General features: G+C 46.4%; 28 protein-coding genes, 1 other RNA gene and 1 pseudogene. 11 read left to right on the forward strand and 19 right to left on the reverse strand.

Annotated elements, in window-relative coordinates; all coding sequences use genetic code 11:
* Positions 1–37: 37 nt before the first annotated feature.
* Positions 38–400 carry a helix-turn-helix domain-containing protein gene (locus tag ACZ5ZV_RS19175; protein ID WP_464118813.1) on the forward strand — a complete coding sequence of 121 codons (363 nt, stop codon included), beginning with the start codon at positions 38–40 and terminating at the stop codon, positions 398–400.
* 50 nt (positions 401–450) lie between these two features.
* Here the strand turns inward: ACZ5ZV_RS19175 and ACZ5ZV_RS19180 are convergent, their stop codons facing one another.
* A complete protein-coding gene (locus ACZ5ZV_RS19180; RefSeq protein ID WP_464118814.1) occupies positions 451–1,095 on the reverse strand; it encodes a sigma-70 RNA polymerase sigma factor region 4 domain-containing protein in 645 nt (214 codons plus the stop codon).
* Between the two features lie 169 nt (positions 1,096–1,264).
* On the opposite strand from ACZ5ZV_RS19180, the gene ACZ5ZV_RS19185 reads away from it, so the two are divergent.
* Complete coding sequence (locus tag ACZ5ZV_RS19185; protein WP_464118815.1) at positions 1,265–1,516, forward strand: hypothetical protein; 252 nt, start codon at positions 1,265–1,267, stop codon at positions 1,514–1,516.
* A gap of 172 nt (positions 1,517–1,688) precedes the next feature.
* Positions 1,689–3,344, forward strand: coding sequence for a DNA polymerase (locus ACZ5ZV_RS19190; RefSeq protein WP_464118816.1), 1,656 nt, complete (start codon positions 1,689–1,691; stop codon positions 3,342–3,344).
* Here the strand turns inward: ACZ5ZV_RS19190 and ACZ5ZV_RS19195 are convergent, their stop codons facing one another.
* The 6 genes from ACZ5ZV_RS19195 to ACZ5ZV_RS19220 all read right to left on the reverse strand — a co-directional run bounded on the left by ACZ5ZV_RS19195 (position 3,345) and on the right by ACZ5ZV_RS19220 (position 7,278).
* A complete protein-coding gene (locus ACZ5ZV_RS19195) occupies positions 3,345–4,301 on the reverse strand; it encodes a hypothetical protein (protein WP_464118817.1) in 957 nt (318 codons plus the stop codon). It abuts the gene before it with no gap.
* Entirely contained in the window at positions 4,291–4,653 is a 363-nt protein-coding gene (locus ACZ5ZV_RS19200) for a hypothetical protein (RefSeq protein WP_464118818.1), read from the reverse strand. The genes ACZ5ZV_RS19195 and ACZ5ZV_RS19200 overlap by 11 nt, the downstream gene beginning before the upstream one ends.
* Entirely contained in the window at positions 4,654–5,004 is a 351-nt protein-coding gene (locus ACZ5ZV_RS19205; protein WP_464118819.1) for a helix-turn-helix domain-containing protein, read from the reverse strand. It abuts the gene before it with no gap.
* Between the two features lie 297 nt (positions 5,005–5,301).
* Positions 5,302–6,150: a recombinase family protein gene (locus tag ACZ5ZV_RS19210; RefSeq protein WP_464118820.1), complete on the reverse strand. Its 849-nt coding sequence runs from the start codon at positions 6,148–6,150 to the stop codon at positions 5,302–5,304.
* Between the two features lie 33 nt (positions 6,151–6,183).
* Positions 6,184–6,780, reverse strand: coding sequence for a hypothetical protein (locus ACZ5ZV_RS19215; RefSeq protein ID WP_464118821.1), 597 nt, complete (start codon positions 6,778–6,780; stop codon positions 6,184–6,186).
* 72 nt (positions 6,781–6,852) lie between these two features.
* Complete coding sequence (locus tag ACZ5ZV_RS19220) at positions 6,853–7,278, reverse strand: hypothetical protein (protein ID WP_464118822.1); 426 nt, start codon at positions 7,276–7,278, stop codon at positions 6,853–6,855.
* A gap of 175 nt (positions 7,279–7,453) precedes the next feature.
* On the opposite strand from ACZ5ZV_RS19220, the gene ACZ5ZV_RS19225 reads away from it, so the two are divergent.
* Positions 7,454–9,283 (forward strand): hypothetical protein, encoded by a 1,830-nt coding sequence (locus tag ACZ5ZV_RS19225; RefSeq protein ID WP_464118823.1) that lies wholly within the window; start codon positions 7,454–7,456, stop codon positions 9,281–9,283.
* A 303-nt stretch (positions 9,284–9,586) separates the two neighbouring features.
* A pseudogene (locus ACZ5ZV_RS19230) lies at positions 9,587–10,384 on the forward strand (recombinase family protein); the annotation flags it as partial.
* Positions 10,385–10,519: 135 nt separating this feature from the next.
* Here ACZ5ZV_RS19230 and ACZ5ZV_RS19235 read toward each other — a convergent pair.
* The 5 genes from ACZ5ZV_RS19235 to ACZ5ZV_RS19255 form a co-directional block, all read right to left on the reverse strand.
* Positions 10,520–10,816, reverse strand: a complete 297-nt coding sequence (locus ACZ5ZV_RS19235; protein ID WP_464118824.1) for a hypothetical protein — start codon at positions 10,814–10,816, stop codon at positions 10,520–10,522.
* A 276-nt stretch (positions 10,817–11,092) separates the two neighbouring features.
* Positions 11,093–11,438: a transfer-messenger RNA gene (ssrA, locus tag ACZ5ZV_RS19240) on the reverse strand.
* 334 nt (positions 11,439–11,772) lie between these two features.
* Positions 11,773–12,906, reverse strand: a complete 1,134-nt coding sequence (locus tag ACZ5ZV_RS19245) for a TIGR02147 family protein (RefSeq protein ID WP_464118825.1) — start codon at positions 12,904–12,906, stop codon at positions 11,773–11,775.
* Between the two features lie 158 nt (positions 12,907–13,064).
* Positions 13,065–13,958, reverse strand: coding sequence for a hypothetical protein (locus ACZ5ZV_RS19250; protein WP_464118826.1), 894 nt, complete (start codon positions 13,956–13,958; stop codon positions 13,065–13,067).
* A gap of 166 nt (positions 13,959–14,124) precedes the next feature.
* Positions 14,125–15,480 carry a hypothetical protein gene (locus tag ACZ5ZV_RS19255; RefSeq protein WP_464118827.1) on the reverse strand — a complete coding sequence of 452 codons (1,356 nt, stop codon included), beginning with the start codon at positions 15,478–15,480 and terminating at the stop codon, positions 14,125–14,127.
* Positions 15,481–15,618: 138 nt separating this feature from the next.
* Between ACZ5ZV_RS19255 and ACZ5ZV_RS19260 the strand changes: the two genes are divergently transcribed.
* Positions 15,619–16,311 (forward strand): phosphatase PAP2 family protein, encoded by a 693-nt coding sequence (locus ACZ5ZV_RS19260; RefSeq protein ID WP_464118828.1) that lies wholly within the window; start codon positions 15,619–15,621, stop codon positions 16,309–16,311.
* Here ACZ5ZV_RS19260 and ACZ5ZV_RS19265 read toward each other — a convergent pair.
* Entirely contained in the window at positions 16,308–17,063 is a 756-nt protein-coding gene (locus ACZ5ZV_RS19265; RefSeq protein ID WP_464118829.1) for a M48 family metallopeptidase, read from the reverse strand. The two genes, ACZ5ZV_RS19260 and ACZ5ZV_RS19265, sit on opposite strands and share 4 nt — an antisense overlap.
* 45 nt (positions 17,064–17,108) lie before the next feature.
* Between ACZ5ZV_RS19265 and ACZ5ZV_RS19270 the strand changes: the two genes are divergently transcribed.
* Positions 17,109–18,083 (forward strand): serine/threonine protein kinase, encoded by a 975-nt coding sequence (locus tag ACZ5ZV_RS19270; protein ID WP_464118830.1) that lies wholly within the window; start codon positions 17,109–17,111, stop codon positions 18,081–18,083.
* 36 nt (positions 18,084–18,119) lie between these two features.
* Here the strand turns inward: ACZ5ZV_RS19270 and ACZ5ZV_RS19275 are convergent, their stop codons facing one another.
* The 4 genes from ACZ5ZV_RS19275 to ACZ5ZV_RS19290 all read right to left on the reverse strand — a co-directional run bounded on the left by ACZ5ZV_RS19275 (position 18,120) and on the right by ACZ5ZV_RS19290 (position 21,017).
* On the reverse strand, positions 18,120–18,734 hold the full coding sequence (locus tag ACZ5ZV_RS19275; RefSeq protein ID WP_464118831.1) for a hypothetical protein: 615 nt from the start codon (positions 18,732–18,734) through the stop codon (positions 18,120–18,122).
* Positions 18,735–18,880: 146 nt separating this feature from the next.
* Positions 18,881–19,384 carry a hypothetical protein gene (locus tag ACZ5ZV_RS19280; protein ID WP_464118832.1) on the reverse strand — a complete coding sequence of 168 codons (504 nt, stop codon included), beginning with the start codon at positions 19,382–19,384 and terminating at the stop codon, positions 18,881–18,883.
* A 186-nt stretch (positions 19,385–19,570) separates the two neighbouring features.
* Entirely contained in the window at positions 19,571–20,377 is an 807-nt protein-coding gene (locus ACZ5ZV_RS19285) for an extracellular medium-chain-length polyhydroxyalkanoate depolymerase (RefSeq protein WP_464118833.1), read from the reverse strand.
* 145 nt (positions 20,378–20,522) lie between these two features.
* Positions 20,523–21,017, reverse strand: a complete 495-nt coding sequence (locus ACZ5ZV_RS19290) for a hypothetical protein (RefSeq protein ID WP_464118834.1) — start codon at positions 21,015–21,017, stop codon at positions 20,523–20,525.
* An 86-nt stretch (positions 21,018–21,103) separates the two neighbouring features.
* Here ACZ5ZV_RS19290 and ACZ5ZV_RS19295 point away from each other — a divergent pair, with 86 nt between their 5' ends.
* Both ACZ5ZV_RS19295 and ACZ5ZV_RS19300 read left to right on the forward strand, forming a co-directional pair.
* Positions 21,104–21,976, forward strand: coding sequence for a LysR family transcriptional regulator (locus tag ACZ5ZV_RS19295; protein WP_464118835.1), 873 nt, complete (start codon positions 21,104–21,106; stop codon positions 21,974–21,976).
* A 479-nt stretch (positions 21,977–22,455) separates the two neighbouring features.
* Positions 22,456–22,758, forward strand: coding sequence for a hypothetical protein (locus ACZ5ZV_RS19300; RefSeq protein ID WP_464118836.1), 303 nt, complete (start codon positions 22,456–22,458; stop codon positions 22,756–22,758).
* A 14-nt stretch (positions 22,759–22,772) separates the two neighbouring features.
* Here the strand turns inward: ACZ5ZV_RS19300 and ACZ5ZV_RS19305 are convergent, their stop codons facing one another.
* Both ACZ5ZV_RS19305 and ACZ5ZV_RS19310 read right to left on the reverse strand, forming a co-directional pair.
* Positions 22,773–23,351 carry an NAD(P)H-dependent oxidoreductase gene (locus ACZ5ZV_RS19305; RefSeq protein WP_464118837.1) on the reverse strand — a complete coding sequence of 193 codons (579 nt, stop codon included), beginning with the start codon at positions 23,349–23,351 and terminating at the stop codon, positions 22,773–22,775.
* A complete protein-coding gene (locus ACZ5ZV_RS19310) occupies positions 23,348–23,794 on the reverse strand; it encodes a DoxX family protein (RefSeq protein WP_464118838.1) in 447 nt (148 codons plus the stop codon). The genes ACZ5ZV_RS19305 and ACZ5ZV_RS19310 overlap by 4 nt, the downstream gene beginning before the upstream one ends.
* 64 nt (positions 23,795–23,858) lie before the next feature.
* Between ACZ5ZV_RS19310 and ACZ5ZV_RS19315 the strand changes: the two genes are divergently transcribed.
* Positions 23,859–24,461: a TetR/AcrR family transcriptional regulator gene (locus ACZ5ZV_RS19315; protein ID WP_464118839.1), complete on the forward strand. Its 603-nt coding sequence runs from the start codon at positions 23,859–23,861 to the stop codon at positions 24,459–24,461.
* Positions 24,462–24,665: 204 nt separating this feature from the next.
* A complete protein-coding gene (locus ACZ5ZV_RS19320) occupies positions 24,666–25,895 on the forward strand; it encodes an NADP-dependent isocitrate dehydrogenase (RefSeq protein ID WP_464118840.1) in 1,230 nt (409 codons plus the stop codon).
* Positions 25,896–25,903 lie beyond the last annotated feature (8 nt).

Below are 25,903 nucleotides of genomic sequence, written 5' to 3' on the forward strand. Positions count from 1 at the left end.
CATAGACCTTACCGTATTTGTTATAAATAGGTGGCTTATGTCCAGAAAAAATAGTCGTCGCAGTAATCGAATAATTTTAACCAACGAAGCTAGAGTACTACGGGATCTTAGAATTTCAAATAATTTGTCTATGAAAAAAGCTGGTGATCTCATCGGAAAATCTGATTCTTACATTGCCCATATTGAAACAGGCAGAATGGATATACCAGAAGGACAAAAATTAGATACACTATTAGCCATATATGGCGGAATAAAACAGAAAAGTTTTTATGAAAGAGTCAGAAAGTACCAGAAAGTTATTACAGAAAAAGATGAGCTACTACAGCTCATCGACATAACTTCTGAACAACAGATTTCTCGACTGCTAGATTTTCTGAAAGCAATTCTTGCCAATCAATAGATTCATTTTTGACAAAGTAATCACGCCTATACTGTGAGTACAGTCTAGAGTCAGTCATCGTTAAGTTGCTTGAGTATGTGACGTATTCGGTCGAGTGATCTCATAGCCTGACGATAACTCAATCCAGCTTCAGCTCCTAACAGGTGAACAGGGATTTCAGTCTTGCTTCCATGACTTCTGCGTCGTGACTTCTGAAACACTTGAATATCTTTTTCCCTAGCTCTCCTAATTAGATCGTCACTTGGATTTAGAATTGCATCAAGCATCTTACGGTCAACTTCACTTAAAATGGATTGGAGTTTTTCAATGATCTGGATTGTTTCGACAATTTCACTAGGGTCAGAACAATATGACGAAAATGACCATGCGTCTTCTAACATGAGGTCATCGAAATTCTGGTCGTATTCTTTTTCCAAAAATTGATTACGACTCTTAGTAAAGTATTTCCGCTTAAGATCAACGACTCGATTCTTGATCGACTTCATCAGCAGATTTTTAAATTCATTGGATTCAATACCAAGTTGATGATAGTGACGAACAATTCGCATGAGTACGATGCAAGACTCAGAAAATAAGTCGTCTTCGTGCAGCTTTGCTGTACTCCATTGTCTGCATTTATACTGGATCAATTTTCGATACTGCTGTAGCCCTTTCTTGAACAGGGACTCATACAGCTCTCGATTCATTGTATCCAATCATTACCTCACACACGGCCCACACCATCATTATGCGCTCATTTGTGTGAATGTCCCTCGAATAAAATTATTTGAGTCAATAAGGGCCGTTACTCACGTTATCTCGTGAATGAAAGAAACAAGGGCGGCAATAGGGATTAAGTTCGACAAAGAATCATGGGATAAGTTCATGAGAAGACTTCTGCGACTCTCAAAGCATGAGTTTGCGTCTTTGAAAATCACTCAGGAATTAAATTCGATTTCCATTCAACAAGTATCTCCTGTTCCAAGACAGCAAAGAACCATCATTCGCTATCAGATCTATTGCGATTACGTTCTCGTCGAATCCGTAAACGTAGAGTCAGCAGATGGTCTTTACACTCCTGAAGAAAAAGAACTTCGAGAAGACGTAATTCATTTTATCGAATCGTTTCTCTATTAAAATTTAATTTCCAAAAGCTTTAGCTACTAACAGGGTTGGTTGCGTTGTAATCGCGCTTGAGGAAGGTCATTCGCCGCTATCAGCGGCCAATCAACAACAACGCGGGGAGCGGCGGGCTCAAGCAGCTGCGGCTCGATATGAGCCAACTACGGCGCTATAGAGGAAATTTTCGATGCAACAAGAGGAGAATTTAGAACGTAAATCGCAGATCGAGCTAGGAGAGCAACGGCAACTAAAACCAGTATTCTTTTTGTTCAATGGGCGTCACTGCACATACCGTATGGATCATGAGGTCGTAAGTGTTCCGATTGAGCAATTTCAATCTATACTAGCGGATCACTGGCAAGTCGTCGGGTTCGATATCGTGAACTCGATTATCGAAATCGAAAGAGACTTGAGCACTGACTTGTCGTTTCTGTTTAAAGAATCGCGGATCATTGATCTCAAACTTTTATTTCAATTAGTGTCGTTGGCCACTGATGGAACTCTTTTTGTCCCCTCCAATATCAAAGACCTCAATACAATACTACGCCTGCGAAGACTTATCTGTTCTGAGATGACCGATGATGATTCGATCGTCGTGCAACATGAGACGATTAGGGTCTGTTACGATTATCTTCATTGGAAGATTCGAAAAATAGAAGGATCAAACCTGCTTACTCAGGACATTCAGGTCAAAGCAGATTATGCCCTCAGGAAAGTCGAGCGAGTTGGCTATCACATCAATCGCCAGCAAGTACAAAAACTGGTCACGGATACTATGACAAAAATTGAACAGGAGCTCTCTATCCTTGCGTCTTACGGATGGAGGCCAGGAGCAGGAAGTGAGGCGAAATACGAAGAGATTGTAAACCAACTAAAATCGACGTATGAAATTCATCTTCCAGTCACAAAAACCGGAAAAGTTTCTTCAGCAGAACGTCATTTGATTGAGCTCTCGGAATCCATCCCGTTTTTCAAATCCTATCTTGAGTTCCATTCTCTCCGAAAGTTGCAGTCGACATATCTCGACAAACTCGATACGGAAATACTTTATCCCCACTACAATACGCTCGTCTCAACCGGAAGAACGAGCAGCTACGATCCAAATTTTCAGAACTTTCCTAGAGATCAAGAAGTTAGAAAGTGCTTTATCCCTCAGCCTGGGCACAAATTTCTAATTGCTGACTACTCAACGATTGAATTGTGCGCCTTAGCTCAAACGTGTGTCACCCTATTCGGATTTAGCAGAATGGGTGAACTTATAAACCAGGGCGAGGATCTCCACCGATGGTTCGCATCTATTGTTCTGCGTAAACCGCAGGAGGAGGTCACCAAGCAGGAGAGAGCATACGCTAAGGCTTGTAACTTTGGTTTTCCTGGCGGACTTGGAGTGAAACAGTTCTTGGAGTACGCCAAGTACACCTATGGAATTGACGACCTTGACCTTAGAACCGCCAAGAACTTCAAATCTCGATGGCTTGAAGCATTTCCAGAGATGAATAGCTATCTTTCATCTGAGGGGCATGCGTATCGAACTAAAGCTACGGCCTCGACAATTAGCGGACGCATGAGAGCGGGATGCACATTCACCCAGGCTAAGAACTTCCCATTCCAAAGTTTAGCTGCAGATGGAACAAAAATTAGTTTATTCAATTTGGTGTCGGCTGGATTTCGAGTCGTGAACTACATCCACGACGAATTTGTAATTGAGCTCACAGATAATGGGCAGTTGAATGACCGACGGCATGAGGCGGAAGGAATCATGATCGGAGGAATGAGAACGGTACTTCCCGACATTGAAGTTCGAATCGAATCAGAAGTTTGTGACTACTGGAGGAAAATCTAATCATTCCTCAAGTTCGGAAATAATGGGAGCTAAAAGCATTACGGCTTCAGCACCAGTCGTAACGTTGTCTCCCGCTCGTATCGATAGCAGTACTGCGTATTTCTTTTCCACTATGAAGTGGATCTGAACCTTCTGGTTGGTATATGCGGAAACTCCGTCGATAAGAATATGTCGCCCTGCTTTGTTGGAGTACGCACTGCTTTTAACATCATCAATCAAAGATGATTTGTGTATTCGAAACAGAACTTCTCCCAGTGCGAATCCAATTCCTCCGACACCATCACCACGCACTAACTCGTAGCCCAATTCCTTTTCAGAAAGACCTAGAGATTTTTGAATCTGTTGAAAGTAAGAGCGAAACTCTCTTTTTATTTTTTCAGAGTCCTCTGCTGAAGAAGTATTCTTAGCTGGTTCAGATTTTATAATGGCCTCAGCCTCAGCAAGATTTTTTGAGAGATCTTCTTTTGAGGAAGACTCGATGCTGCTTTTCACTGCTTTAAAAGTTATCGGAAGATGACTCTTGATAAAATCGTTATCGTAAGTATTTAGGACAGAGGAGTCTTTAAAGTTTTTTAGAGCACTACGATAGTATTCTGCACATTGCTCGGCTAAGTAGTACCGAGAATCGTTGTTAACATCACTCATGTTTTTACAAGCAAATTGAGTTTGGCTACTCGCGCTTGGATTAACTGCAAACTTTAGGCGCAGTACGGATTTCGCAAGGTCACAATTCTTAGCGTCAGTTTTAAATCCTGTTTTGTCGTAGCAAGCATCCTTACCGGGATTTATTGGATTCCATAGGTAGTAGTCATTTGTAGAGCCCGTTTTATCGGCCTCGGCCCACTTTTCGGAAGCGACCTCTGCTTTAGGAGCGGCGTTATCAAGAGCATGGTCTATACTTGCGCATCCAGTAAGCGCCAACAGTAAAGAACACGTACTTGTGACCTTACGAAGCATGCTTAACCTCTGAATATTTCTCTTTCAGAGTTCTTTCGACCAATCGCTTGGCCTTGTTCATCTTAGGATTGGCGAAAAACAAGGTGTAGAACATCCAAGGTACTAAGAAGAATGGCAATGATGCTAGAATGAACAGGTAAGAGATGCTGTTCCACTTCATAGAAACGGAAGACTTGAACCCTTGCTTGGTATCTTTAAATTTTAGAATCAGTTTGTAGTAACGTGCAGAAAGCTGAATATTACCATTTTCAAGAAGATCAATATCCCAAACTTCATCAAGAGGTTTAAACTCTGAACGTAGATCGTTAACGACTCTCTGTTTGTCGACTTCCTTAAGGATTAGTGTGCTCATTTATTCTTTCTCCTTCTTTTTAGGAATTAAACGATCAATCCGTACCCTTGCGTATCCATCGAAGTAAGGGGTCTCATCAAAGATTTCGGTCATTGACGGCTGGGTAGCTCCTGATTCGTATGTTCCAGTGACGAGCCACGAGAAACTGACTTTCAGTTCATCAGCGAGCATCTTCACCGCCATCAGATCAGCAGGTGAGCTTCCGTTCTTAACCCATGCAGACACTACGCTGACTGAAGTATTGCAGATCGCCGCCACGTCACGCTGAGACATATCTTTTTCGGTCATCACCTTCTTTAAGCGATGCCCCCAATGTTCACTTTTATCTAGTTTATTTTTCTTTCTTTTCATCAAAATTCTTTTCGTGCCATATAACTAAAAACTTGAATGATCCTGTTCGCTGTATGTGACTGCGTTCGTAATTACGAATCACCTCCTTTCAACGAGGAAAACGTGGAATACGGCGATGAGTGCCGGATAGATGATCGTAAAAAATATTTTTGCTCGTAATTGCGAACGGTCTAATCGATGGTTTATTGCGTGATGAGGTGCTGTCTGCGGTGCGCGCTTGAACGTGAGCCGCAGTTAACCGTGATTCACCCCTCGTTACCCTCGGTTACAGCTTTACTCACGGCTTACTGGTTTTCGTTAATCAGCTCGTCCCGATTCCGAAAGAATCAGCGGAATTTTACTCGTGCCATGAATCTTGAAGAACGAAGCCGACCGAGTTCTTGCCTTCTGTAACTTCATTTCCTGAGCCTTGTTGAATAATCGCAATGAAATGACTGGCTCATGGATTCCGCGGTTCAGTTGTCCTGCGTATTCGACGAGGCCAACGTAGAACGGATTACTTAAAAGATCATAAATGCTGTCGCGATGAAGTGGACAACTTGTCAGATCGCGCAGTTTGATAGAACTAAGACCTCGATCCACGAACAGGTTAAAAATGCTTCGGACAGTTTCAGAATCCGCAGGATGAGGGACTACTTGATGAGTAGCTGGACACTTGTGGTATCCGAAAGGAATCAGCCCACCATTCCAGCCACCATTTTCTGCAAGCTGAAGTTTTCCATCCATCATGCGTTCACTGATTCGATTTCGCTCAAATTCGGCGAAGCTACCAAGCATCGAAATCATCAGACGACCTTCGGCAGTGCTACTATCGAAAGTTTCAGTGACACTTTTAAGGCCGATGCTCTTCGGTTGCAGATCATCTTCGATCAATACAAGAATGTCTTTTAGATGACGAGATACTCGATCAAGTTTCATTACGAGGATTAGATCGATCTTTTCAGACCGATTAGAAATATCGCTCATCATCTTTTGAAACCCAGGGCGATTGAGCGTCTTACCCGAATCGCCAGGGTCGCAGTAGATGTTTAAAAGATTCCACGACTGGGACTCCGCGAATGCGCGGATAGATTTCTCCTGCGCCTGTAGAGATAAATTCTCTTTCTCTAGAGATCGTCGAATATACCCGAAAACCTTCTTCGCCATACTTCCTCGAAAAGAAGTACGGCGAAGACCACGTTAATGACGCAGGCTTGGATTGTTTTTAATAAGATCGTTCATTTCGTCAAGAAGAGCACCATAATGACCTTTTATGCTATCCGTGTCTGTAATGGCTCCTTCTAAGATAATCCCTAAAGTTTTTAGAACAACCCAATCGTCGTTAGCGTTCGAATGAAACTGATAACGGTCTATTATGCCCAGCAGGATCATGAGGGTCCTTTGCGATTCAAATATCGCATCGTTCACATTCATGATGCTTGCGAGCGCATCTTTAAATTTCTTGATCGAATCCTTTTTCTCATCTGCTATCCCTCTTGAGGTGGATCGGTCTTTGGTATGAATCAGATGCTTCCAGTAGGCTGCTAGAACGGGCCGAGCAGCTCTACTTAAGTCTTTCGCACATTTTTCTAAAGACATTGTACTGGCTCGGACTTCGGAACAACGATCTACAACGAGAAAATCTTTCGTCAATTCCGTGACAAGCTTAGCGGCGAAACTTAATTGGACAGACATTCTTTCCACCCCTTCTGCATTATAGTCCGCGCCAACGGGAAGTTCGCTGATAACTGGATATTGATTCTCTGACTCACTCAAACTCATGAATTTTCCTTTCATCGGCAGGTTAATTCCTGCTCATCAGGAACTACGCAAGTACTTCGGACAAATTCACGAGAACTCTTGCGTGTATTAAAACCCATCAAGGGACTCAGAGTATTCGCTAACACAATTTAAAAAATCCTTTAGGCTCCTTAGCAGGTAATCGAACTCATATTTGCAATGCTGGTCCTTCCATAGCTCCGATATCCGTAGCTCTAGAAAAGCTAGTTCATTCCAAGCTGAGCAAATGACGTAGTAAAGATCGTGTGGCCAGAAACAGTTTTGGAAATCATTGAGAGGAGAACAGACTTCTATAATTTTGAACTGAATCGCATAGAACGGTTTATCATGTTCAGCATCACCAGTAAGAATGTCGTTCATGTTCTCTATTAGAGAATCGACGCACATCTGGCAACGAGCCTCCCAGTAGTCCAAATCCCCTTTGTATCGAGCCAAAACCTCATTGTTAGCATTTTTATATTTAATATCCGATTTTTCGTTTAGTAGCAGTTCCATAGGAACACCTCTTTCTTTGTGGTCGGCCTGATTGCCTTACTATCTATTACGCAAGCCAATCGGACAGATTTTCCAAGAGCTAGCTAAATCGAATTTGTCCGAAGCACCTGCGTACCCCTGGTGAGGACGAATAATCGTGCTCATAACGAATTAACCCCCCTCAGGAGGTTCAAATATGAAAAACGATAATGAAAACACTGCGGGAATCGTGGGAACTGTGGCTTCAGAAGCCGTCAGCACCACAATTCCCACACTTTCCACAACTGCGGAGCGAACAAAAAATGAGAACGATCATTTGGTCATGTCGTGGGCAAAGCGATTTATGCCTGTGGAGATCATGGGTACTCTATTTATTCACGAGCTCAAGCGACGTGGTGAGTGGAAATCTGAAGAGCAAGCACGACAACTATTTCAAGAAACCTATGACGCCACTTGCAACGAGCTAGCTGAAAAAGACAACGATTGGCGCATGCAGCTCATGCACATATTTGGTGGGCTCTACCCATCATCTCATCGGGAATTCTACTTTGGCGGATCAATCTGCCAGAAAATTTATCCCAAGGCTAATCCACACACGGACAACCGAAGACACACATTTTCTTCTGAAAGCTACAGTCCTCTGAAGACTATTTCAGGAAAGCTTGCAGAACGTCTTGCCCCTGCAACCTTCCGTGTATGGAGAGGAGAAAAGAAAGTTCATATCGATAAAACATCGGAGACGGTAAGATTTCTGAACTTTGAAAGAGAGGCATTTTTAAAATCTGCTCTCCATGAGGTCGTGATTTACGATCGACCCGTTTATCAAATCAAAACCGGATGGCACGACCACGATTCCAATCGATTACCGAAGAAGACCTATGCCGCAGAAATCACCTCCACAAAGACAGATGAGACACTTCTCAAAAGTTTCGTTGACGATTTAAAGTCAACTTTTGCATGGGACCACGACTCAAATTCATTCGTGAATTACCTGGGCTATCTGATTCAGCCGATGCTTGCTCATCTGGCTCCAGGGCAACTCCCAGGTTACTTGTTTTTGGGACCAACGAAATCGGGAAAGAATTGTTTGTCAGATGGCCTTGTCAGCTACCTCTACAGCCGACGAGGACAATCCACTGTTAAAGTAGCCAAGCTACCATCCGGTCCTTACGAAGTGGGAGTATTTTTAGGTAACGCCGCTGGCTCGATCTTTCTCGTATTCGATGAGGTCAAGAACGCCACGGATGAAGAACTGAAAGCTTTGGACTCACTTCTGACCAGTGGTCGAATCCAAACCCGTCAGATGCGCCAAGGATATATCGAACTCGACAACTACTTCGTGATCGGACTTACCAGCGTTCACAAAGGTTTGACCGATGAAACGGAAGGACGATTGGTGAAAGTCACTCTGACTGAATCACGTCCAGAAGCCATCGGGGATTTCATGAAGCGATGGACCGATAAATTCCCGGAACTTCTATCAACATTGTTTTTCAAACTAAGCCAGGTCGTAAACGACGAATCGAAATATCCTCGAATCAGTGATCGCAGACCTGGCTTTCAGGTGATCGCTTACTTTGTAAATCAGGTGTTTGGATACCAACCAAACTATAGCGTCGATGCAACGGTAAATGACTTCCTGGACGACATTTGCCTCATGTACGAAGAAGTCCATGAAGTGAAAAATGCCAGCAAAGGACGTATCAGCATCAAGCAGATCAGTGACTACTTGAACAACAAACATAGATTCCGGTTCTCGCGGGATCGTCTGATTAACGAACTCAACACCGCTTTAGGTTACGGCAGCACGAAGAAGCATCCATCATACAAAGATGCTGGATATCAGGCCGAGAACGGAAAGCACTATCACATCCGAATTGTTCGTGAGGGGATCAAAACTAAAAGATATTTTCTCTATATCGAATGTCTGGATGACAAGAGCGAGAAAGATCAAGTTGAGGATCGTATGAAAATCCTCGCTGGTGAGCTTGGTCAGACGGATCAAGCCGTAGCCATCGCTCACTAAATTTGTCCGAAGCCCATGCGTAGTTCTCATCGAGGAGCTACGCATGGACAATTTATCTCTCAAGAAATGCACTCGGTGCAACGAACAGAAACCAACATCGGAGTTTTACAAACGAGGATCAGGTCTCTACTCCGAATGCAAAATCTGTAAACGATCTAAAAGAAGAATTTTATACCAAGAGCAGTCAGCAACAAACTCGAACAGCATGATTCATCAGTTCACTAAAGTTGCTGACATTATTTTTGAAAACGAATTGAGCCGTCTATCAGACGTATCAGTTGAGCTGGAAAGGAAACTCAAACAATGGCAAAGCAGAAAGGAAATAACACGACCGTAATCTTCTCACGAGTATCATCAGAAGATCAGAGAGATGGATTTTCTCTCGATGCGCAGTTATCCCTCGCTATCAAGTACGCACAAGAACATAATCTCGACGTCAAGCACTCATGGAAAGTGGACGAGTCCGCGTCCAAAGAGAATGATCGTAAGCATTTCTTCGCGATGGTTCAGTATGTGAAAGACAACGGCATCAAGCACGTTATTTTCGATAAAGTAGACCGTGCCGTTCGTGGCTTTAAATCAGCAACTCTGATCGATGAATTAATCCAGTCTCATGAAGTACAATTCCACTTCACTAGAGATCACCTCATTCTCAATCAAGATTCTCCACCGCAAGAACTGCTGCGATTCTATCTCAGCACCGTCATGGGCAAGTATTACATCGACAATCTAAAGAGCGAGATCAATAAGGGCCTCGATCAACGATGGGAGCAAGGTTACTGGAATAGCAAAGCTCCGTTTGGTTACAAAAATTTTCGTGATCCGAAGACCAACAAGGCAACCGTCGTCATTGATGAGAAAGCAGCGCCAATTGCACAACAGATTTTTGAACTCTACGCCACTGGCAACTATCCGCTGGAATACTTTGTCGAGCTGATTAAAAAGCATTACCCAGACAAGATCACCAGCAAGCGCATTATCGAGCAGATGATTACGAATCCATTTTACTACGGCTACATGAGAGGGAGTCGTGGAAAATGGAAAGATAAAATGCAGAAAGGGATTCACGAGGCACTTATCACAAAAGAACTTTTCGACCAGTGCCAGAAAATCAAAGGAATCAGAGCAACTAACTATCGACTTATGAAGAAGGGACCGATTCCTAAGCCATACATAGGAATTTTCAAATGTGGGTTCTGCAATCACTCGATCACCGCCGAGTCTCACAAGAAAGCATCAGGCAGGATTTACGTTTACTACAAGTGCGCCAATCCTAAGTGCGATCAGCACAAAGTAATGACGAAGCAGGAAGAGATCACCGAGCAAATCAAGATGGCATTTGAGCCATTCCGCGGATTCACTCCAAAAGCGACAGAAGCCTTCATCACGATGCTTGGTGAGCGATCTATGGACCTGAGCTACTACATCGACAAGCGCACTGGCGAGATTTCTGCGAAGAAAATGGAGATCAATGCCAGCATCCAGAAGATCGACCGCCTTTACCAAGAAGAGGTCATCAGTATCCACGAACATGCCGAGGTCATGGATATTAAACGTAAGACGTTAGGTGCGCTAGATGATGAACTACGCACTTATCAGACTGTTGAGAATAAAATCCTGCAAAATGGTCTCAAGATCATCGAACTCTTACCTAAAGTGAGTGATTTCATCAGCTTAGATGGAAATGAGTTAGAGAAAGCACGCTTGGTTAAAATTGTGCTATCGAACCCGATTTTAAAACACAGAACTATCGAATTTTCTTACGAAAAACCGTTCGATGTCCTGCTCGAAAATGTTCGAGAAAAAAATTGGTGGAGGCGGGGGGAATTGAACCCCCGTCCGCAAATGATCCACGATAAGGCGCTACATACTTAGTCAGTGTTTTAGATTGGTCCTCGGGCTTCCACAGACAAAATCCCTAAGACCTCTCCCCCAGTAAATTTAAGCGAGTCTGCTGGAGAAAACCCAACACGCCGAGGTCCCTAAATGACGATCAATCCAAGTGCGGAACCACCACAAGGTTGATCGTGCTGCTTAATTAAGCTGCAAGTGCGTAATCGTTGCCAATTACAAAATGGACGTTTTTAACGAGGTCCTCATCCGCCCCGGTATGCTCCTTATGCTTCAGCACCCACGTCGAAGCCAGTACGCCCCCATAGTGTGAAAACATATCTTTCTCATTGTCTCGCATTTTGCGGGAAAATGAAAATCGTTTATCCTTCCCATTTGGACCCCCGTTTTCAACGATTAAATTTTTCGTGACGCAGGACTTTTGTCTTGCTTGGGTGGTGTCATCCTAACGAGATCCTAACGTTAGCAGGAGACAATTTACGCCAAATGATTGAGATATCCACCATTTATGGGTCTATTCCACAGAGTTATCCACATTGCTGCCTGAAAAATGGGGCAAAACTGACACCAAAATTTAAGAATCTTAAATTTATCCGAGGGGCCGTCATGTTCGGTGACAGCCCCTGGATTGTGCAAAATTAACGGAAAAGGTCGGCAGCGGACGCGGCCGTAGCGGCAAGAGAGCTCACATTTGAGCGTTCATTCTTCTGTTCTTTGGTCACTGGCGCTGGGGCTACCGGAGCCGCCGCCACTGGAACCACGGGGGCTTGTTCAACCACCACCGCAGCCGGGGCTTCGACAATCGGCATCTCGGTCACGATATCCAAAGAGGACTTCATCACCGGAGCTTTCACCACTGATTCCACCGCGTTGGTCACTGGGAACAACTGGATATTAAGCTGATAGACTCTTTCCCCTTTGTCCTTCATGCGCGCAATGGAGTTGTCCTTGTGCAGGGCTTTTCTCATCTGACGAAGCTTGAATTTGATTTCTTCAAACTCTGTCTTGGTCAAAGACAAGGTCAACGTGCCGAATTCACGCTCGGTCGGCTGATCCTGGTACAAGGACTCAAGCCCCAAGTACATCAACTGGGACTGAAGTTTACGAACCAACGCCACCGGGATTTCTTCCGGGGATTCAGTCAGACTGCGAGCTTTTTTAAGCTCTCCCGTCACTTCATCACGGCGCAGATCGCCTGAGCTGATCAGAGTAGACAGAGCATGATCGATTTCATCTTCAGAAGCCTTGCCACGCAGAAGGTTCTTCAAGGTCGCCGTGTCGAAGGAAACACCGTCCTGGTCGATCATCGCATAGATAATCCAAGCCACCCAGTTCGGAACCTTTTCCCAGGTCTTGCGATCGATTTCGCCAGACTTCAGCTTCCCAGCCACACGGTGTTCGCTCAATTTCTTGAGGTACATGTTGCGTTCAGCAGGGTCCATGGCTTGAGTGAATTGAACCAAAAGACGGAATTCTTCCGTTTGTTCCTTCATGAAACCCAGCGCCTTACCGAATTTGCCGATCATATCGTCGGAAAGATTTCTTTTCCCTTCGATGATCATTTTCAAATAGTTCGGGGACTTGATATTGGCTGCTGCAGAGAAAACGGCATACGTATAAGCACGCAAAGAACCCTTAGAGGCTTTACGTTTATACAGATAAAAATCGCCCAAGAACTGGCGATAGTTCATATAATCAGATAATACGGGCGGAACGAGCGAACCCTTTGAAATTTCTTTGCCTTTGCTAAACTCTGGCTGATGGTTTTGCATAGAAACGGTTCTCCTTTGCACCAAACTAGTTCACCTGATTTGAATCCCCAAAACAAGCGGATTTGTGCGCGAAGATCGTTACGTTATCGCAAAGCATAAAAAAAGACCCTCGAAACCGAGGGCCTTTCTAAGTCGATCAAGTTTTGAAAGCAAAAATCCTAGCGACGAGTCAGCTTCAAAGTCACCGCGCGCACATCCAAGTCTCCGCGAGTGTAAAGAACGATGCTAGAAGCTGTCTGACCGATCACAGCATTTTGTGGGTAAACAGACTGACGATGACTGTAGCGATCCACTTGCAGTGTCTGACCTTGATTGAAACCATTGACCAAAAGATCCATCAAAGCCATGTTGTAAACTGCATTGGCTTCGATTTCGATCGCCTGGATTCTATAACCACGGTAGCGGTTCATATCCAAGTACATGCCCAGATCCAAACGATCATTGCCGTACAAGCGACGGTTCACATACAACGGAACATCAATCGTGCGACCTGGATTCGTTGGAGGCTGGTAAGAACGCTCACGCAGATTCACAGTCACAGATTCGATCTGTGCATTGCCACGAATCTCCAACTGCAATGTGCGGATGTCTTCACCCAAAACCGCGCGATAACGCGGGCGAAGCAACACGGCGCCTTGCGGGGAATAAACAGACTCATTCATACGACCGTCTGTCAGCAAAGCCACTTCGGTGTTATAGCCGCTGCTGCGGAATTGAGCTTCGACGGATTCCACTTCATAACCGCGATAGCTTTCACCAATCCCTGCCAACTGGCGAAGGTGCAAAGTTTCGTTGTTCACACGGCGGTTAAGATAAACAACCTTGCGCTCCTGACGACCATAGCCGCCGCCATTGCCGAAATCATCCTGACCAGGATAGCCGGGACCGAAGTCACCGCCAGGGCCAAAATCACCTGGGAAACCAGGGCCGACATCAGGAGTTGGGTATGGAGTCTCTGGGCGAGGTGCCCCTGGTACAATATAAGCCTCTGCTGCGGCTGCAAACAGAGTGATTGCTGCAAATGAAAGTAAAAGGCTGCGTTTTAGAGTCATTATGTCCCCCAAGTGGTTAAGAAGTTCCCCCACTTCCCGTTAAAGCAACCAGCGTACCAACTATTAAAGAGACAAAATGACCCCGAAAGAACGAAAAAAGGCCACTGATCTTGGAGGAAATCAGTGGCCGGCATAAGAAACATACCCAACGAAGGGTCTTTTAGGGCTATTTCAAGTTTTCGTCGTTGATCTCAACCAGAGGTTTGATCTTACGCATGAAGGTCACAGCGAACTGATCTTGGGCATAAGACGCACGCTTTCTCATTTTTAAAGCAATGCGGATCTGACCCAAACCGTTGTTGGCGACCAAACGAGCCTCACCGATCCAGTTTGCATAAGTCAGCTTAGAGTTGCCCAAGGAAACCAGATCCAAAGAGTCTTCCTGATCTTTCGCAATACGAGTCAGCGGAATATTCACACCCGTCCCCGCTTCAGGAGCCAGCAAAGGACCCGCAAATGCCAGAAGTTCGTTGTTCGCACCTTTAGTCACAACCGTGAAACCAGAACGACCATTCACAACTTCGAAAGAATACAAGCCCACGGACTTGATTCTATCCACGGTGTTTTCTTTTCGGATCGTGTTTTTCACGTAATCACGCAAGATCAGATACTCTGGATTGTCAGAGAACTGCTCTGGCAAATTGAAATACAAGTCCGCAGAAGAGCTTCTGAACACCACGTTGATGATCGCAGAAGAAGGACTGGAACCGATCTTCAAACGTGCAAACACGTTTTCACAACCGCCATCCAGATCCAGACACTTCACAGTGCCTTCCAATGCACGTGTGCCTGTGGTTCTTTCGCCGTTACCAGCACCAACAGATCTCACCGGAGAAGCCGTGCCTTCGCCTTGAGAACCCGCGACGTTATAAACTTTGATATCGTTGCCTTCTCGGACTTTCAAAGTGATGATCACATCGCCAGACATGCTGTCCACGGAAAGCTTCGCATGTTGAACAGAGGCTGCCGCTTCCAAGTTCAAGCGACGAGTTTCATAGCTGACTTTTTCGTTACGAGCTCTCAAGAAGTTTAAAAGCTCGTCTGTACCGGAAGAAGTGTAAACCAAACCATCGGCTGTCACACCCCCCGTCATCCGCTTCGTCAAATTATCGCGAATCACGTTGGACGGATCATTGGATCTGTAGTCACCCGGAATAACATGAGTCCCTGGAGCCGGGGCTGGACGAGTGTCCACCACTGCAGGAGGCGTCGTCGGATTCACAGGAGTTTGTGGATTGATTGGCGTGGGAGGTGGCGGAGGAGGAGTTGTTGGATTTTTCCCCTGACCTTGACCTTTGTTTGGAATCGGAGACGGCTGAGTCGTGTCCTTCCCGTTGCTGCCCGGAGCAGGCAGACCACCACCGATTTCACCGTTGGTATTGTCAGTCTGGCTCGAGTCCGTTGGCTTAGCTTGTTTATTAGGCTCTGAGAAAACGTCTTTTTTCTTACCGCATGCAGTAAGGGACAACGACGCCAACAAGGCCGCCGTGATCAAGGTATGCTTTTGAAGCATTGGCAACATGAGAAACCTCCAAGTATTCTTTCAATAAACCAATTCGCAAAGGTCCTTAAGCAAGGCCTGGGCCAGATTTCGTCACCCCTCAGCAGGCCTTGTATTTCAATACAGTTAGGTTTTAGACTGAGCCTTGGAAGGAATTACATGCCTGTACAACAATTCGGCGAGCTTTTGAGCGACCCTAAAAAACTGACCCAACATCTAATTAAAGTTATTCTTGTCAGCTTCGTGCTGGCCCTGCTGGCGATGTACTTCGTGGACCAGCAAGTATCCCTGTATTTCGCTGAAAAGGAAGTCACAGCTCTGTGGAGAAAACCCGCACGCATCCTGACGGACGTGGCATTGTCTGAATACTATTTTGCAGCCGCCTTGATCATCTGGGCCTTCTGCAAATGGGTCGCCCCGCACGTTGGCGCTTTGAAATCCCACCTGTCCCGCGTCGACTACTATCGTCGCTGGGGTTTGAATCTTCTGGTGTCTTTATTGGTGGCGGGCGTGATCACGCATATTATTAAGTTCACCGCCGGCCGTCAGAGGCCTCACAAAACACCGGATTTTGATCCGCACATCTTCACTCCGTTTACGACGCACTGGCACTGGCATTCGTTTTCTTCCGGCCATTCCCAGGTGATCTTCACAGTGGCAACGATGATGAGTGTCGCCTTCCCGCGCTTTCGCTGGTTCTGGATTCCGTTTGCGATGCTGGTTTGCTTAACCCGCGTGGTGGTGCATGACCACTTTGTCAGCGATATCATCTTTGGTGCGTGTGTGGGCTACGTCGGCACCTTGCTGGCCCTGCAACTGATGCGTCAAAAGACTCAAAACGGACTTTATTAGGATTTTTCAGAGAGGAATTCCACCAGATACTGGGATTCCCTCATGGTTCTGACGATGTCCTTGTAATTAGCGACATACTTTTCGACCAGACCCCAAAAACGATCTGAATGGTTCATGTGCTGCAAATGCGCCAGCTCATGAACAATCACATAATCAATCACCTCTTCGGCAAAGACGATCAGACGCCAGTTCAGGTTGATGATCTTTTTCGAGGAACAACTGCCCCAGCGGGTCCTTTGTTCGCGGAATTTAACCTGTGACGGGCGCAGGTTCATCTGCTCGGACCAATAGGCCACACGCTGACTTAAAAAGTCCACCGCTTCGCGCTTATAGAAATGACGAATTTCCTTCAGGGCTGTGGGATGCTCTTCGATCAGGGAATCTGCGCTCCAGTCATTGCGTGGGATATGTAAAAGCAGATGCTCATCCGTGATCGACACAAAAGTTTTTTTGTGCAAGGTGATCACCACTTTGAGCTTTCGCTCGGTCCCTTTAAACGGAAAATTCTCGTAAGCCCTGATGCGCTTTTCCGGGAACTTTTCAGCGATCTCGGAAAATTTCACGAATGTTTTTTCGATCCAGTCTTTTTTCGCCATCAAAAAATCGATAATGATTTTCTGACTGGTGCTTTTTGCCGCCACGACCTTGATCGGTTTATTGGGGTACAGATAAATAGAAACCGAGCGACGAAAATTCCGTCGATGCACCTCTACGGGCCATTTTGCGAAGATAAAGGTTTCTTTGCCGCTCATCAGTCAGAGAATGACTTAAGCCTTAAAAAGTGGCAAGATCAGATAATGGATAAAAGCTCTTCTTTCTATAGTTTAGACCCTGAAAAAGTGCTTCTGGCGACAGAACATGCTGGCCTTTATCCAACGGGCGAGTTCACGCAGCTAAATTCCTATGAAAACCGCGTTTTTGACATCAAGCTGGAAGAACCCTGCACGCCCGGGGCTTTGAATAAAAACGTCATCGCCAAATTTTATCGCCCCAACCGCTGGAGCAAAGAAGCCATCCTGGAGGAGCATGAGTTTTTGCTGTCCCTGAAGGCCGAAGGCATTCCCGCCGTCGCCCCTTTGCTGCAAGGCCATGATTCCACCTTGTTGGAAGTCGATGGAATGTACGTCGCCTTCTTCCCGAAAGTTCTGGGCCGCATGCCGCAAGAGTTCCTACAAGGCGAACTTCACAAAGTGGGCCGGCTGATGGCGCAAGTTCACAATGTCGGTGCGAAGAAAGCAGCTCCACACCGCCCGGTTCTGGATACCAGCTACTATGGTGGCTGGGACACTTTGGATTTCCTGCAAGACTGGATCACCCCGGAACTGCGCCAGCGCTACAACATCGCCGCTGAAGATATTTTGTATGCCATTGATGACAACTTTGATCCGTCAGAGTTCATCCGTATCCACGGGGACTGTCACAAGGGGAATTTGCTGAATAACGGTCAAGAATTCTTCCTGGTGGACTTTGACGATTTCGTCAATGGACCGGTGATTCAGGATTTCTGGATGTTATTGTCGGGTGATGAAGACAGCCTGGATGATGAAAAAATGCAGATCATTCAAGGCTACGAAGAACTGCGCGAATTCCCCGATCATCAATGGTCGTGGATTCCCATGCTGCGAGGTCTGCGAATTGTGTCCTATGCCGGATGGATTGCCAAACGCTGGGAAGACCCGAGCTTCCCCCGTCTGTTCCCCGAGTTTAATAAATACACCTATTGGGCCGAAGAAGTTGAAGCCTTGGAAAAAATCGCCTGGAAAATCGGATAAAGAAAGACCCGCTGACAAACAAGCGGGTCTTTTATTTTAGCGCGTTCGCGAGGACGGATTAACTTGATTGGAAGGTCCACTTTCCCTGCGCTGAGCTTCCCGGAACTGCGTCGAACTTGTTTTGCCGCCGCGACGGGCCAGTCGCATTTTCGGCTGCAACGTCAAAGTGTGAGAAACTTCTTCAGTTCCTGACTCTGGCAAGTCAGGATACTTCAGCTGACGTTTTGTTTTTGTGGAAGCGCGAGTGGCAGAAATACGTCGAGTGCCGCCATGTGCGGAAGACATTTTCGATGTTCCAGCTCGTTTTGATTTTGCAGAAGAACCAGAGTCCTTGGGTTTGCGAGCCGATGTCGCAGAAGCGCTTTTTTTGAGTTCGGCCTTAAACTTTTTGAGACTGATGCCGAGATGATTCATGCGATAGCGGATTAAGCGTCCACTGCTTATTTTGGCCGAACCACGCCAGACATGGGCCAAACTTTCTTTATCCTTAAGTCGAACTTTGTAGCTGGCGATCAAACGTTCACACCGGGCGATGTGCGCATTCAATCGGGCTTCCGACAGATGATGAAGGGTTTCTGGAAAACTATCTTTTACAAGTTGATATTCAGCCCGCGGGAAGTTTCGGCGAGCAGTTTGTAATTCGTCTCTCATACCTGGCTCCTTGTTGTGAGGGTCTGTTGAATCAGTTTTCATTCTAGAGAAGTCTGCCTTGATGACCTTCACTTTCATAAGCCTCTTGTTACAAAACAAGGGCCGCTGCTGCGGCCCTTGAGGAAATCAGTGCCGTGATAAGCGCCTTACTGGCCCAAAGTCACCGTACTGAGCTCCATGGTTTTTACTTTGCCAGAATCTCCGTCGGTCTTCATCACCTTTACAAGACCGAACGGTACATCACCCCACCACATGGTCACTGAATCACCTTCATGGTGGCCGCTCTCCCAGGTCTTCGTCATTTTGCATGTGTTGTAAGTTCCCGCCGGGACCGTGACTTCCTCCATCACACCTCCATGAACCACACAACTGGTCATGATCTTTTGCCACTTCTCGGGCGTGTAAAGGTTTTTCATTTCCTTGGTTTCACAGCGTTCCCATTTCCCCATCTGCATCCAGGACTTCACCAGCCACTTCATCGTGGTCGGATCCTGACTGAGCACCTCTTTGGAACCTTTGATTTCTGTTGAAGAGCCGTCGGTGCCAACCACAGTGCCGGTCCATTCCACTTTATCCCCCACCATCGGATATGCCATCGCATAGGTGGATGCAAAGAACACGATACCTGCAAATAATTTTGCTGCTTTCACAAAGACCTCCTAGTCTTGTTGGTTTGATTGAATTTGGAAGCCTAGGTTGACCTGAAGATTTTTTTGCGTCTGCGAATTTTTAACTGGTCTGCAACCTTACACCTGAAGGGCGAAAGAGCCTGAAAGAAAACAAAAAACCGAAGGGTTTTCCTTCGACTCTGTGTGAAATAAACGTGTTGAATCTATTTAGGGGTGCTTTAAAAACCAGTCTGTAATCAGATCTGGGGCTTCTTCGAGCCATTCATGGCGTGCCCAAGGGCTGACAAATGCAGCTGTCTCAATTCCCTGCGCCTGCAGACTTTCATAATAAGGATACATCGTGCGCACAGGAACCACAGGATCCAGACGGCCGTGCAGGAAGATCGTTGGCGGATGATTTTCCGGCATCGCTTCAGGCACAAAACACATCGGGCCACCGCAAGTGGCATAGGAAGCCGAATGCACCGCCAGAGCTTTAAACACTCCCGGGAAGGCCACGGCCATGCGACTGGAATGGTATCCACCGCTGGAGATGCCTGTGGCATACAACTGCGCCATGTTCAACTTCCCAAACTCCCCATTCCCCATGGCTTTTAAAAGCTCTGCGACGAAGAAGAAATCTTCAGAAGTGTTGTAGTCGACACCCACAATATTGGTCATCCATGCGATGCCTTCGATGGCCGGTGGTGCAATCACCGCAAAACCGTGATCCAACAAAGACTGAATCAGGCGGATCTCATTGTATCCGCCTGCGATCATCAGACTGCTTCTGGAAAACTCCACCGGAAACAGACTTCCCTGATACAAGACAACTGTCGGCCAACCCGCCTTGGGAGCGCGCCCTTTCGGTAAGGAGTACTTGACCTGACGGGTGAGGTGAGGCCCCGCAATTTCCTTTACCAAATAAGGACAGGTCAGACGATCCACCAATCCGCTGACTTCGCAAATCGAGCGCGCCTGTGCCGACATTCCCAGGGACAGGACACTCAAAATTCCAAGAGCCAGCGTTTTCATTAGATCTCCTTCAGCGGACCTCAGGTCCGGGGACAATATAATCGCAACCACAGCGCTTTGTCCCCTAGAACAGTTGACGGTTTTCTGATGCTTTTGTCAAAAGGACCCTTAAAACCGCGACCCAGAAGCCCCAAGTATCCACCTGCTACTGGCAATACCAATCAGTACCGTTTCCGGTGACATACATGCCCTTCACCTGCATGACCTGCAGTTTCATGGGAACTCGGGCTTTCAATCCTGCTGGAATAGAGTGATTCAGGATCATCATAAACTCCAGCCCATTGGCGCCTGCGAGGCTCGCGACCAGTTGTTGATCATTGTAGTTTTTTACACTGCCCGTCTTACCGGCCTCTTCACTGGATCCTTCATAAGTATATTCAACATCCGAACCGCAGTTTCGGCTTGGGCACTTGCCCGGCACCCAGACTGAATAGCTGTATTGAACCTTGCCATGGTTGTCATACTTCAGCTTCAGAATTTTTTGACCAGCAGCTGTGACGGGATCGCCGTTCAACGAGCACGTGATCTCTTGAGGAAAATAACACTGATAAGAGCTGGCGCGATCCGGAAGGCAGTCTGCCTGAGCTGTCACCGCCGAAAGAGTTACACCGAAAAGTACAATCCAAGATTTTAGTTTCATCACAACCTCCTACGTTGTTGGAGGCGAAATTATTTTCAAAGAAAGTATTTGTATAATTCATATATATCACTTTATTATCATTATTAATGAGTTTACTAAGCCCTTCCCTTGAAGCTTTCTGGGCCGTTGTTCAAAAAGGCACGGTCCTGGAAGCTGCTAAAATAGTAAATCTCACCCAGACAGGGGTGACCCAACGTATCCGGAGCTTGGAAAAGCAACTGGGTGTGACGCTGTTCACCCGCTCCCGTAAAGGCATGCGTCTGACCCAGGAAGGGGAATCCCTTCTGCGCTATGTCCAGGCGGCCCGCGATCTCGAAGGGGACACCCTGTCTAAAATTTCCGGAAAAAAAGAATCGGCCTTCTTTGAGGTCTGCCTCAGCGGCACCTCCACCCTGATGCGCTCGCGCATCATCCCCAAAGTCAGCACCGTCGTTAAAAAAAATCCCAAGCTGCGCGTGCGCTTTGATATCACCGACACCGACAGTGTTTTGGGAAAACTAAAAACCGGCTTTGCGCAAATCGGCGCCTTGCCCGCAAATCAAGTGGGCCTGGAGCTGGATTCCAAGGTGATGGCGCCAGAGCGATATTACCTGGTCGGACCCTCGGCGTGGAAAAAACGAAGGCTCGACGACATTCTTGCAAACGAACCCATTATTGATTTCGACCCTCAAGACACCGTCACGCTGGATCTGTTGAAGAAATATAAACTGGCAGGAAAAGCGCAGAAGCTGCGCCACTATGCCAACAACATCGATGCGCTCACCTACATGTTGCAACAGGGGCTGGGCTATTCGTCTCTGACAGAAGAGTTTGCTCGCCCGTTTATCAAAGATGGCAGCCTTTGTTATCTCGCTGATGAGTTGCATTTGGATTACTCTGTCGCTTTGGCATGGTATCCCCGCTCGGAAATGCCTGCGTACTTCAAACAGCTCATCGAAGTTCTGACAAAAAAGAACTAAATTTTCACCATCACAGAATCAAGGTTCCATCTTGGAACTGGCCTCTACAAAGGATTTCAAAAAAATCAGTTTACTTTTTTTGAACAATCCTCGATATTGGATTTATCTCTAATGAAAGGAGGCCATCATGATTATTATGATGATTCAAAATATAAATATTTGCGGATCTACTAACGTGGACGTGGCCTCTGACATTCATTCATAGGTCACAGATTCAATCCCACGACAATTGAACTGCATCTCTAAGCACGTAAAGTGTTAGTCACTTTTCGTCTTTAGATCTTAACCCAAAATTTAATTTTAGCTCTGGCGACGCTTTGGTCTCATTGTACTGAATGAGGTCCCCAACACCCGTGTCCGCACTTTGATTCTGAAGTGGTGTCATAGCTGAACTTTCAAACAACCCTTGCGCATCTATCTGTCAAAACGGCCTTTTGCACAGAGCTGCCGCAAGCATTATCAATCCTGAGGAGGAAGCTATGAACGCACTACTGCGTAGAAAAAAACAATGGGAATTCCAAAACGAGCGGTACTTATTGAAACTCGTTGAAACCTCAACTGATGTGTCTATTGAAAGCGTAAAAAAGGCCGGTCAACTTACAAGCTTCCTTCTGTATCTCGCTTATAAGAGCACGAGGATCATGCTTGCGTTAGCGTCTGCTACATTGAGAGGACCGAAATTGGTACGCTATTCAGCTCCGGAACGGAATCATGAAGTTCTGGAAGTACAACTTCAGCAACTGGAAGCCCGCCTGCAAAATCCAACGATCTTGCAGCGATAATCGCAAGGGGGAGCTTAGGCTCCCCTTTTACCCAGTTCATAAACTTTCTTAAGATAGGACTCGATCACATCTTTAGGACGATCTTTGATTCGATCTAACTGCGTGACCTTGACAGGTTTGATACCGCAGAATTCCAGAACCGAGTTCTTCATCATGCGGATCACGGGATCGCGCAGGACAAACTTGTTCCACCATGATGGCGCATCCGTCGTCACAATCAGTCTTCCCGTTCGTCCCTTCAACAACCGGTCCCACCATGGGTTGTCCTTGTGATACTTAAAAGCAAAACCCGGCAAAAGAACGCGATCCAAAAATCCCTTTAGCAACGCCGGCACTGACCCCCACCAGATCGGATGCACGATCACAAGATGTTCTGCCCATAGAAGATCCTTCTGCGCCTGAACCAGATCAGGCTCCAGCTCCTGAATCTTTAAGTAGCCTTTATGCAAGACAGGATCGAACTTCAAATCCGAGAGCTGCACCAGACGAACTTCAAAACCGGACTCTGTGGCTCCTTTTGCGTATTGCTGCGCCAAGGAAGAACACAGGGAAACATTATTAGGATGTCCATTTATCACCAGGATCTTTTTCATAAGATAGCTCCCACATACAAAGCGGCAATAAAGAGAATCTGCACCGCCCCCCGCTGCAGGACTGACAATGGTTTGGCACCTCGGAAGTGAATGTTGCTTTTAGCGGCGTAGTAGTTGGCCGGGAACATCAACACCAGCAGCAGAATCAGGGCCCATCCCGTGATGGCCCTGTTTTCAGGATTCGTCAGATCCCAAGCCCCCAGAATTTCCAGGGCACCTGTGAAATAGACCAAAAACATCTTCGCGGGGATCTTCGGCGGAATCATTTTTACGAATTCATGACGTAAGGGCGTAAAGTGACTGACCCCCGCCAGAAAAAAGACCTGAATCATGATCCACAGCGGAACGTCCTTCCACTGCGCTAGAGCACCGCCAAACTTCGCGGCCACGGCCAACAGGGTGAAAATCAAAAGAAGACGATAGAACGGATTTAGCTTTCTCATGTTTCCAATGTTAACATTAATGTGACCATTGTAAACATAGAAAAAACCTGCTAGTCTTTTTTTCATGGCAAAGACGTATCATCATGGCGACCTTAAAAAAGCCGCCATCAGAAGAACAGTTGAAATCATTCAGAAAAAAGGCGAAGCGGACTTTACTTTGCGCGAAGTCGCCCAAAGCCTTAAAGTGAGTCACACGGCCGTCTATCGTCATTTCAAATCCAAGCAGGACTTATTGTCGCATATCGCAGAGGAAGGCTTTAACAAACTGACCCAGGCGTTCCTGAAAGAGCTGGAAAACCATCGCCAGCCCCGCCAGCGCCTGCAAGCCATCGGCAAAGTCTATATCGAGTTCGCACTTCTACACAGCGGCCACTACCGCAGCATGTTTCATCAGGAACTCCGCTGCGCCAAAGAACAACGCCCCGAAGTCGAAGAGGCCGGCTGGAGAGCTTTAAATATTCTTATCGAGTGCATCACTGCGGGCATAAAGTCCCAAACCTTCCGCAAGACAGATCCCACCATTGCCGCCCGATCCGTGTGGTCAGGCATTCATGGCTTCTCGGTTTTACTGATTGATGGACAGTTCCAAAGCCTTGAGAGCAAAGCCGCCATTGATGAAGCCCTGACCAACCATCTCTCCTTCCTTGAGCGGGGCCTCTTAAGGTAAGTCGAACAAATCTCGCAGATTGTTTATTGAGTTTAAAGTATCTGCCCTATTTTCAATACCTTGCGTTATATCATCACATAACGAGTTTTACCTCAAGGTCTGCCCCTTCCTTGGCTTTGATGCCCTGTTTTCCTTTGTCTTACAGGCGGCACCATTCTATATTTTCAGGGCGCTTTTACAATCCCATCACAAAGGACACGACTTATGAAAAAAATCAAAGTTGCCAATCCCGTCGTTGAGCTCGACGGCGACGAAATGACAAGAATCATCTGGAAATTCATCAAACAACAATTGATCCTTCCATATCTTGATATCGACATTAAGTACTATGACTTGGGCATGGAACACCGTGATGCTACCAACGACCAAGTGACTGTTGACGCTGCTGAGGCGATCAAAAAGTACAACGTGGGTATCAAATGCGCGACGATCACTCCGGACGAAGCTCGCGTAAAGGAATTCAACCTGAAACAAATGTGGAAGTCCCCGAACGGCACTATCCGTAACATTTTGGATGGTACTGTATTCCGCGAACCTATCATCTGCAAAAACGTTCCTCGCCTGGTTCCTAACTGGACAGCACCAATCTGCATCGGCCGTCACGCTTTCGGTGACCAATACCGTGCAACTGATTTCGTAACCAAAGGCAAAGGCAAGCTGACAGTCACCTTCCAACCGGAAGATGGCAGCGCACCAATCACTCACGAAGTTTACAACTTCAAAGGTGATGGCGTCGCTTTGACCATGTACAACACCGACGAATCCATCACTGGCTTCGCACGTTCTTGCTTCAACCAGGCGTTGACTAAGAAATGGCCGTTGTACCTTTCCACTAAAAACACCATTCTGAAAAAATACGATGGTCGCTTCAAAGACATCTTCGAAGAGATCTATCAAAAAGAATTCAAAGCGAAGTTCGATGCTGCTGGCATCACTTACGAGCACCGTCTGATCGACGACATGGTTGCTTCCGCTTTGAAATGGAATGGTAACTTCGTGTGGGCATGTAAGAACTACGACGGCGACGTTCAGTCCGACACTGTGGCACAAGGTTTCGGCTCTTTGGGTCTGATGACTTCCGTACTGGTCACTCCAGACGGCAAGACCATGGAATCTGAAGCAGCTCACGGCACAGTGACTCGTCACTACCGTCAGCACCAGCAAGGCAAGCCAACTTCCACGAATCCAATCGCTTCCATCTTTGCATGGACTCGCGGTCTTGAGCACCGTGGTAACCTGGATAACAACCAGGAGCTTGTGAAGTTCGCTCAGACTTTGGAAAAAGTCTGCGTTGAGACTGTTGAAGCTGGTTTCATGACCAAAGACCTTGCGGTTTGCATCTATGGCGACAAGGTTCCAGCTGACAAGTACATGAACACTGAGCCGTTCCTGGCGAAGTTGGATGAGAACTTGAAAAAAGCTCTTTCCATGTAAGCCTTAAA

Source organism: Bdellovibrio sp. HAGR004 (genome assembly GCF_055397015.1).

Excerpts from the sequence above, each read along its gene's own strand:
- ACZ5ZV_RS19175 (WP_464118813.1), top strand. The coding sequence starts at position 38 with ATGTCCAGAAAAAATAGTCGTCGCAGTAATCGAATAATTTTAACCAAC.
- ACZ5ZV_RS19185 (WP_464118815.1), top strand. The coding sequence starts at position 1,265 with ATGAGAAGACTTCTGCGACTCTCAAAGCATGAGTTTGCGTCTTTGAAA.
- ACZ5ZV_RS19190 (WP_464118816.1), top strand. The coding sequence starts at position 1,689 with ATGCAACAAGAGGAGAATTTAGAACGTAAATCGCAGATCGAGCTAGGA.
- ACZ5ZV_RS19195 (WP_464118817.1), bottom strand. The coding sequence starts at position 4,301 with ATGCTTCGTAAGGTCACAAGTACGTGTTCTTTACTGTTGGCGCTTACT.
- ACZ5ZV_RS19200 (WP_464118818.1), bottom strand. The coding sequence starts at position 4,653 with ATGAGCACACTAATCCTTAAGGAAGTCGACAAACAGAGAGTCGTTAAC.
- ACZ5ZV_RS19205 (WP_464118819.1), bottom strand. The coding sequence starts at position 5,004 with ATGAAAAGAAAGAAAAATAAACTAGATAAAAGTGAACATTGGGGGCAT.
- ACZ5ZV_RS19210 (WP_464118820.1), bottom strand. The coding sequence starts at position 6,150 with ATGGCGAAGAAGGTTTTCGGGTATATTCGACGATCTCTAGAGAAAGAG.
- ACZ5ZV_RS19215 (WP_464118821.1), bottom strand. The coding sequence starts at position 6,780 with ATGAAAGGAAAATTCATGAGTTTGAGTGAGTCAGAGAATCAATATCCA.
- ACZ5ZV_RS19220 (WP_464118822.1), bottom strand. The coding sequence starts at position 7,278 with ATGGAACTGCTACTAAACGAAAAATCGGATATTAAATATAAAAATGCT.
- ACZ5ZV_RS19225 (WP_464118823.1), top strand. The coding sequence starts at position 7,454 with ATGAAAAACGATAATGAAAACACTGCGGGAATCGTGGGAACTGTGGCT.
- ACZ5ZV_RS19235 (WP_464118824.1), bottom strand. The coding sequence starts at position 10,816 with ATGTTCGTGGATACTGATGACCTCTTCTTGGTAAAGGCGGTCGATCTT.
- ACZ5ZV_RS19245 (WP_464118825.1), bottom strand. The coding sequence starts at position 12,906 with ATGCAAAACCATCAGCCAGAGTTTAGCAAAGGCAAAGAAATTTCAAAG.
- ACZ5ZV_RS19250 (WP_464118826.1), bottom strand. The coding sequence starts at position 13,958 with ATGACTCTAAAACGCAGCCTTTTACTTTCATTTGCAGCAATCACTCTG.
- ACZ5ZV_RS19255 (WP_464118827.1), bottom strand. The coding sequence starts at position 15,480 with ATGTTGCCAATGCTTCAAAAGCATACCTTGATCACGGCGGCCTTGTTG.
- ACZ5ZV_RS19260 (WP_464118828.1), top strand. The coding sequence starts at position 15,619 with ATGCCTGTACAACAATTCGGCGAGCTTTTGAGCGACCCTAAAAAACTG.
- ACZ5ZV_RS19265 (WP_464118829.1), bottom strand. The coding sequence starts at position 17,063 with ATGAGCGGCAAAGAAACCTTTATCTTCGCAAAATGGCCCGTAGAGGTG.
- ACZ5ZV_RS19270 (WP_464118830.1), top strand. The coding sequence starts at position 17,109 with ATGGATAAAAGCTCTTCTTTCTATAGTTTAGACCCTGAAAAAGTGCTT.
- ACZ5ZV_RS19275 (WP_464118831.1), bottom strand. The coding sequence starts at position 18,734 with ATGAGAGACGAATTACAAACTGCTCGCCGAAACTTCCCGCGGGCTGAA.
- ACZ5ZV_RS19285 (WP_464118833.1), bottom strand. The coding sequence starts at position 20,377 with ATGAAAACGCTGGCTCTTGGAATTTTGAGTGTCCTGTCCCTGGGAATG.
- ACZ5ZV_RS19290 (WP_464118834.1), bottom strand. The coding sequence starts at position 21,017 with ATGAAACTAAAATCTTGGATTGTACTTTTCGGTGTAACTCTTTCGGCG.
- ACZ5ZV_RS19295 (WP_464118835.1), top strand. The coding sequence starts at position 21,104 with ATGAGTTTACTAAGCCCTTCCCTTGAAGCTTTCTGGGCCGTTGTTCAA.
- ACZ5ZV_RS19300 (WP_464118836.1), top strand. The coding sequence starts at position 22,456 with ATGAACGCACTACTGCGTAGAAAAAAACAATGGGAATTCCAAAACGAG.
- ACZ5ZV_RS19305 (WP_464118837.1), bottom strand. The coding sequence starts at position 23,351 with ATGAAAAAGATCCTGGTGATAAATGGACATCCTAATAATGTTTCCCTG.
- ACZ5ZV_RS19310 (WP_464118838.1), bottom strand. The coding sequence starts at position 23,794 with ATGAGAAAGCTAAATCCGTTCTATCGTCTTCTTTTGATTTTCACCCTG.
- ACZ5ZV_RS19315 (WP_464118839.1), top strand. The coding sequence starts at position 23,859 with ATGGCAAAGACGTATCATCATGGCGACCTTAAAAAAGCCGCCATCAGA.
- ACZ5ZV_RS19320 (WP_464118840.1), top strand. The coding sequence starts at position 24,666 with ATGAAAAAAATCAAAGTTGCCAATCCCGTCGTTGAGCTCGACGGCGAC.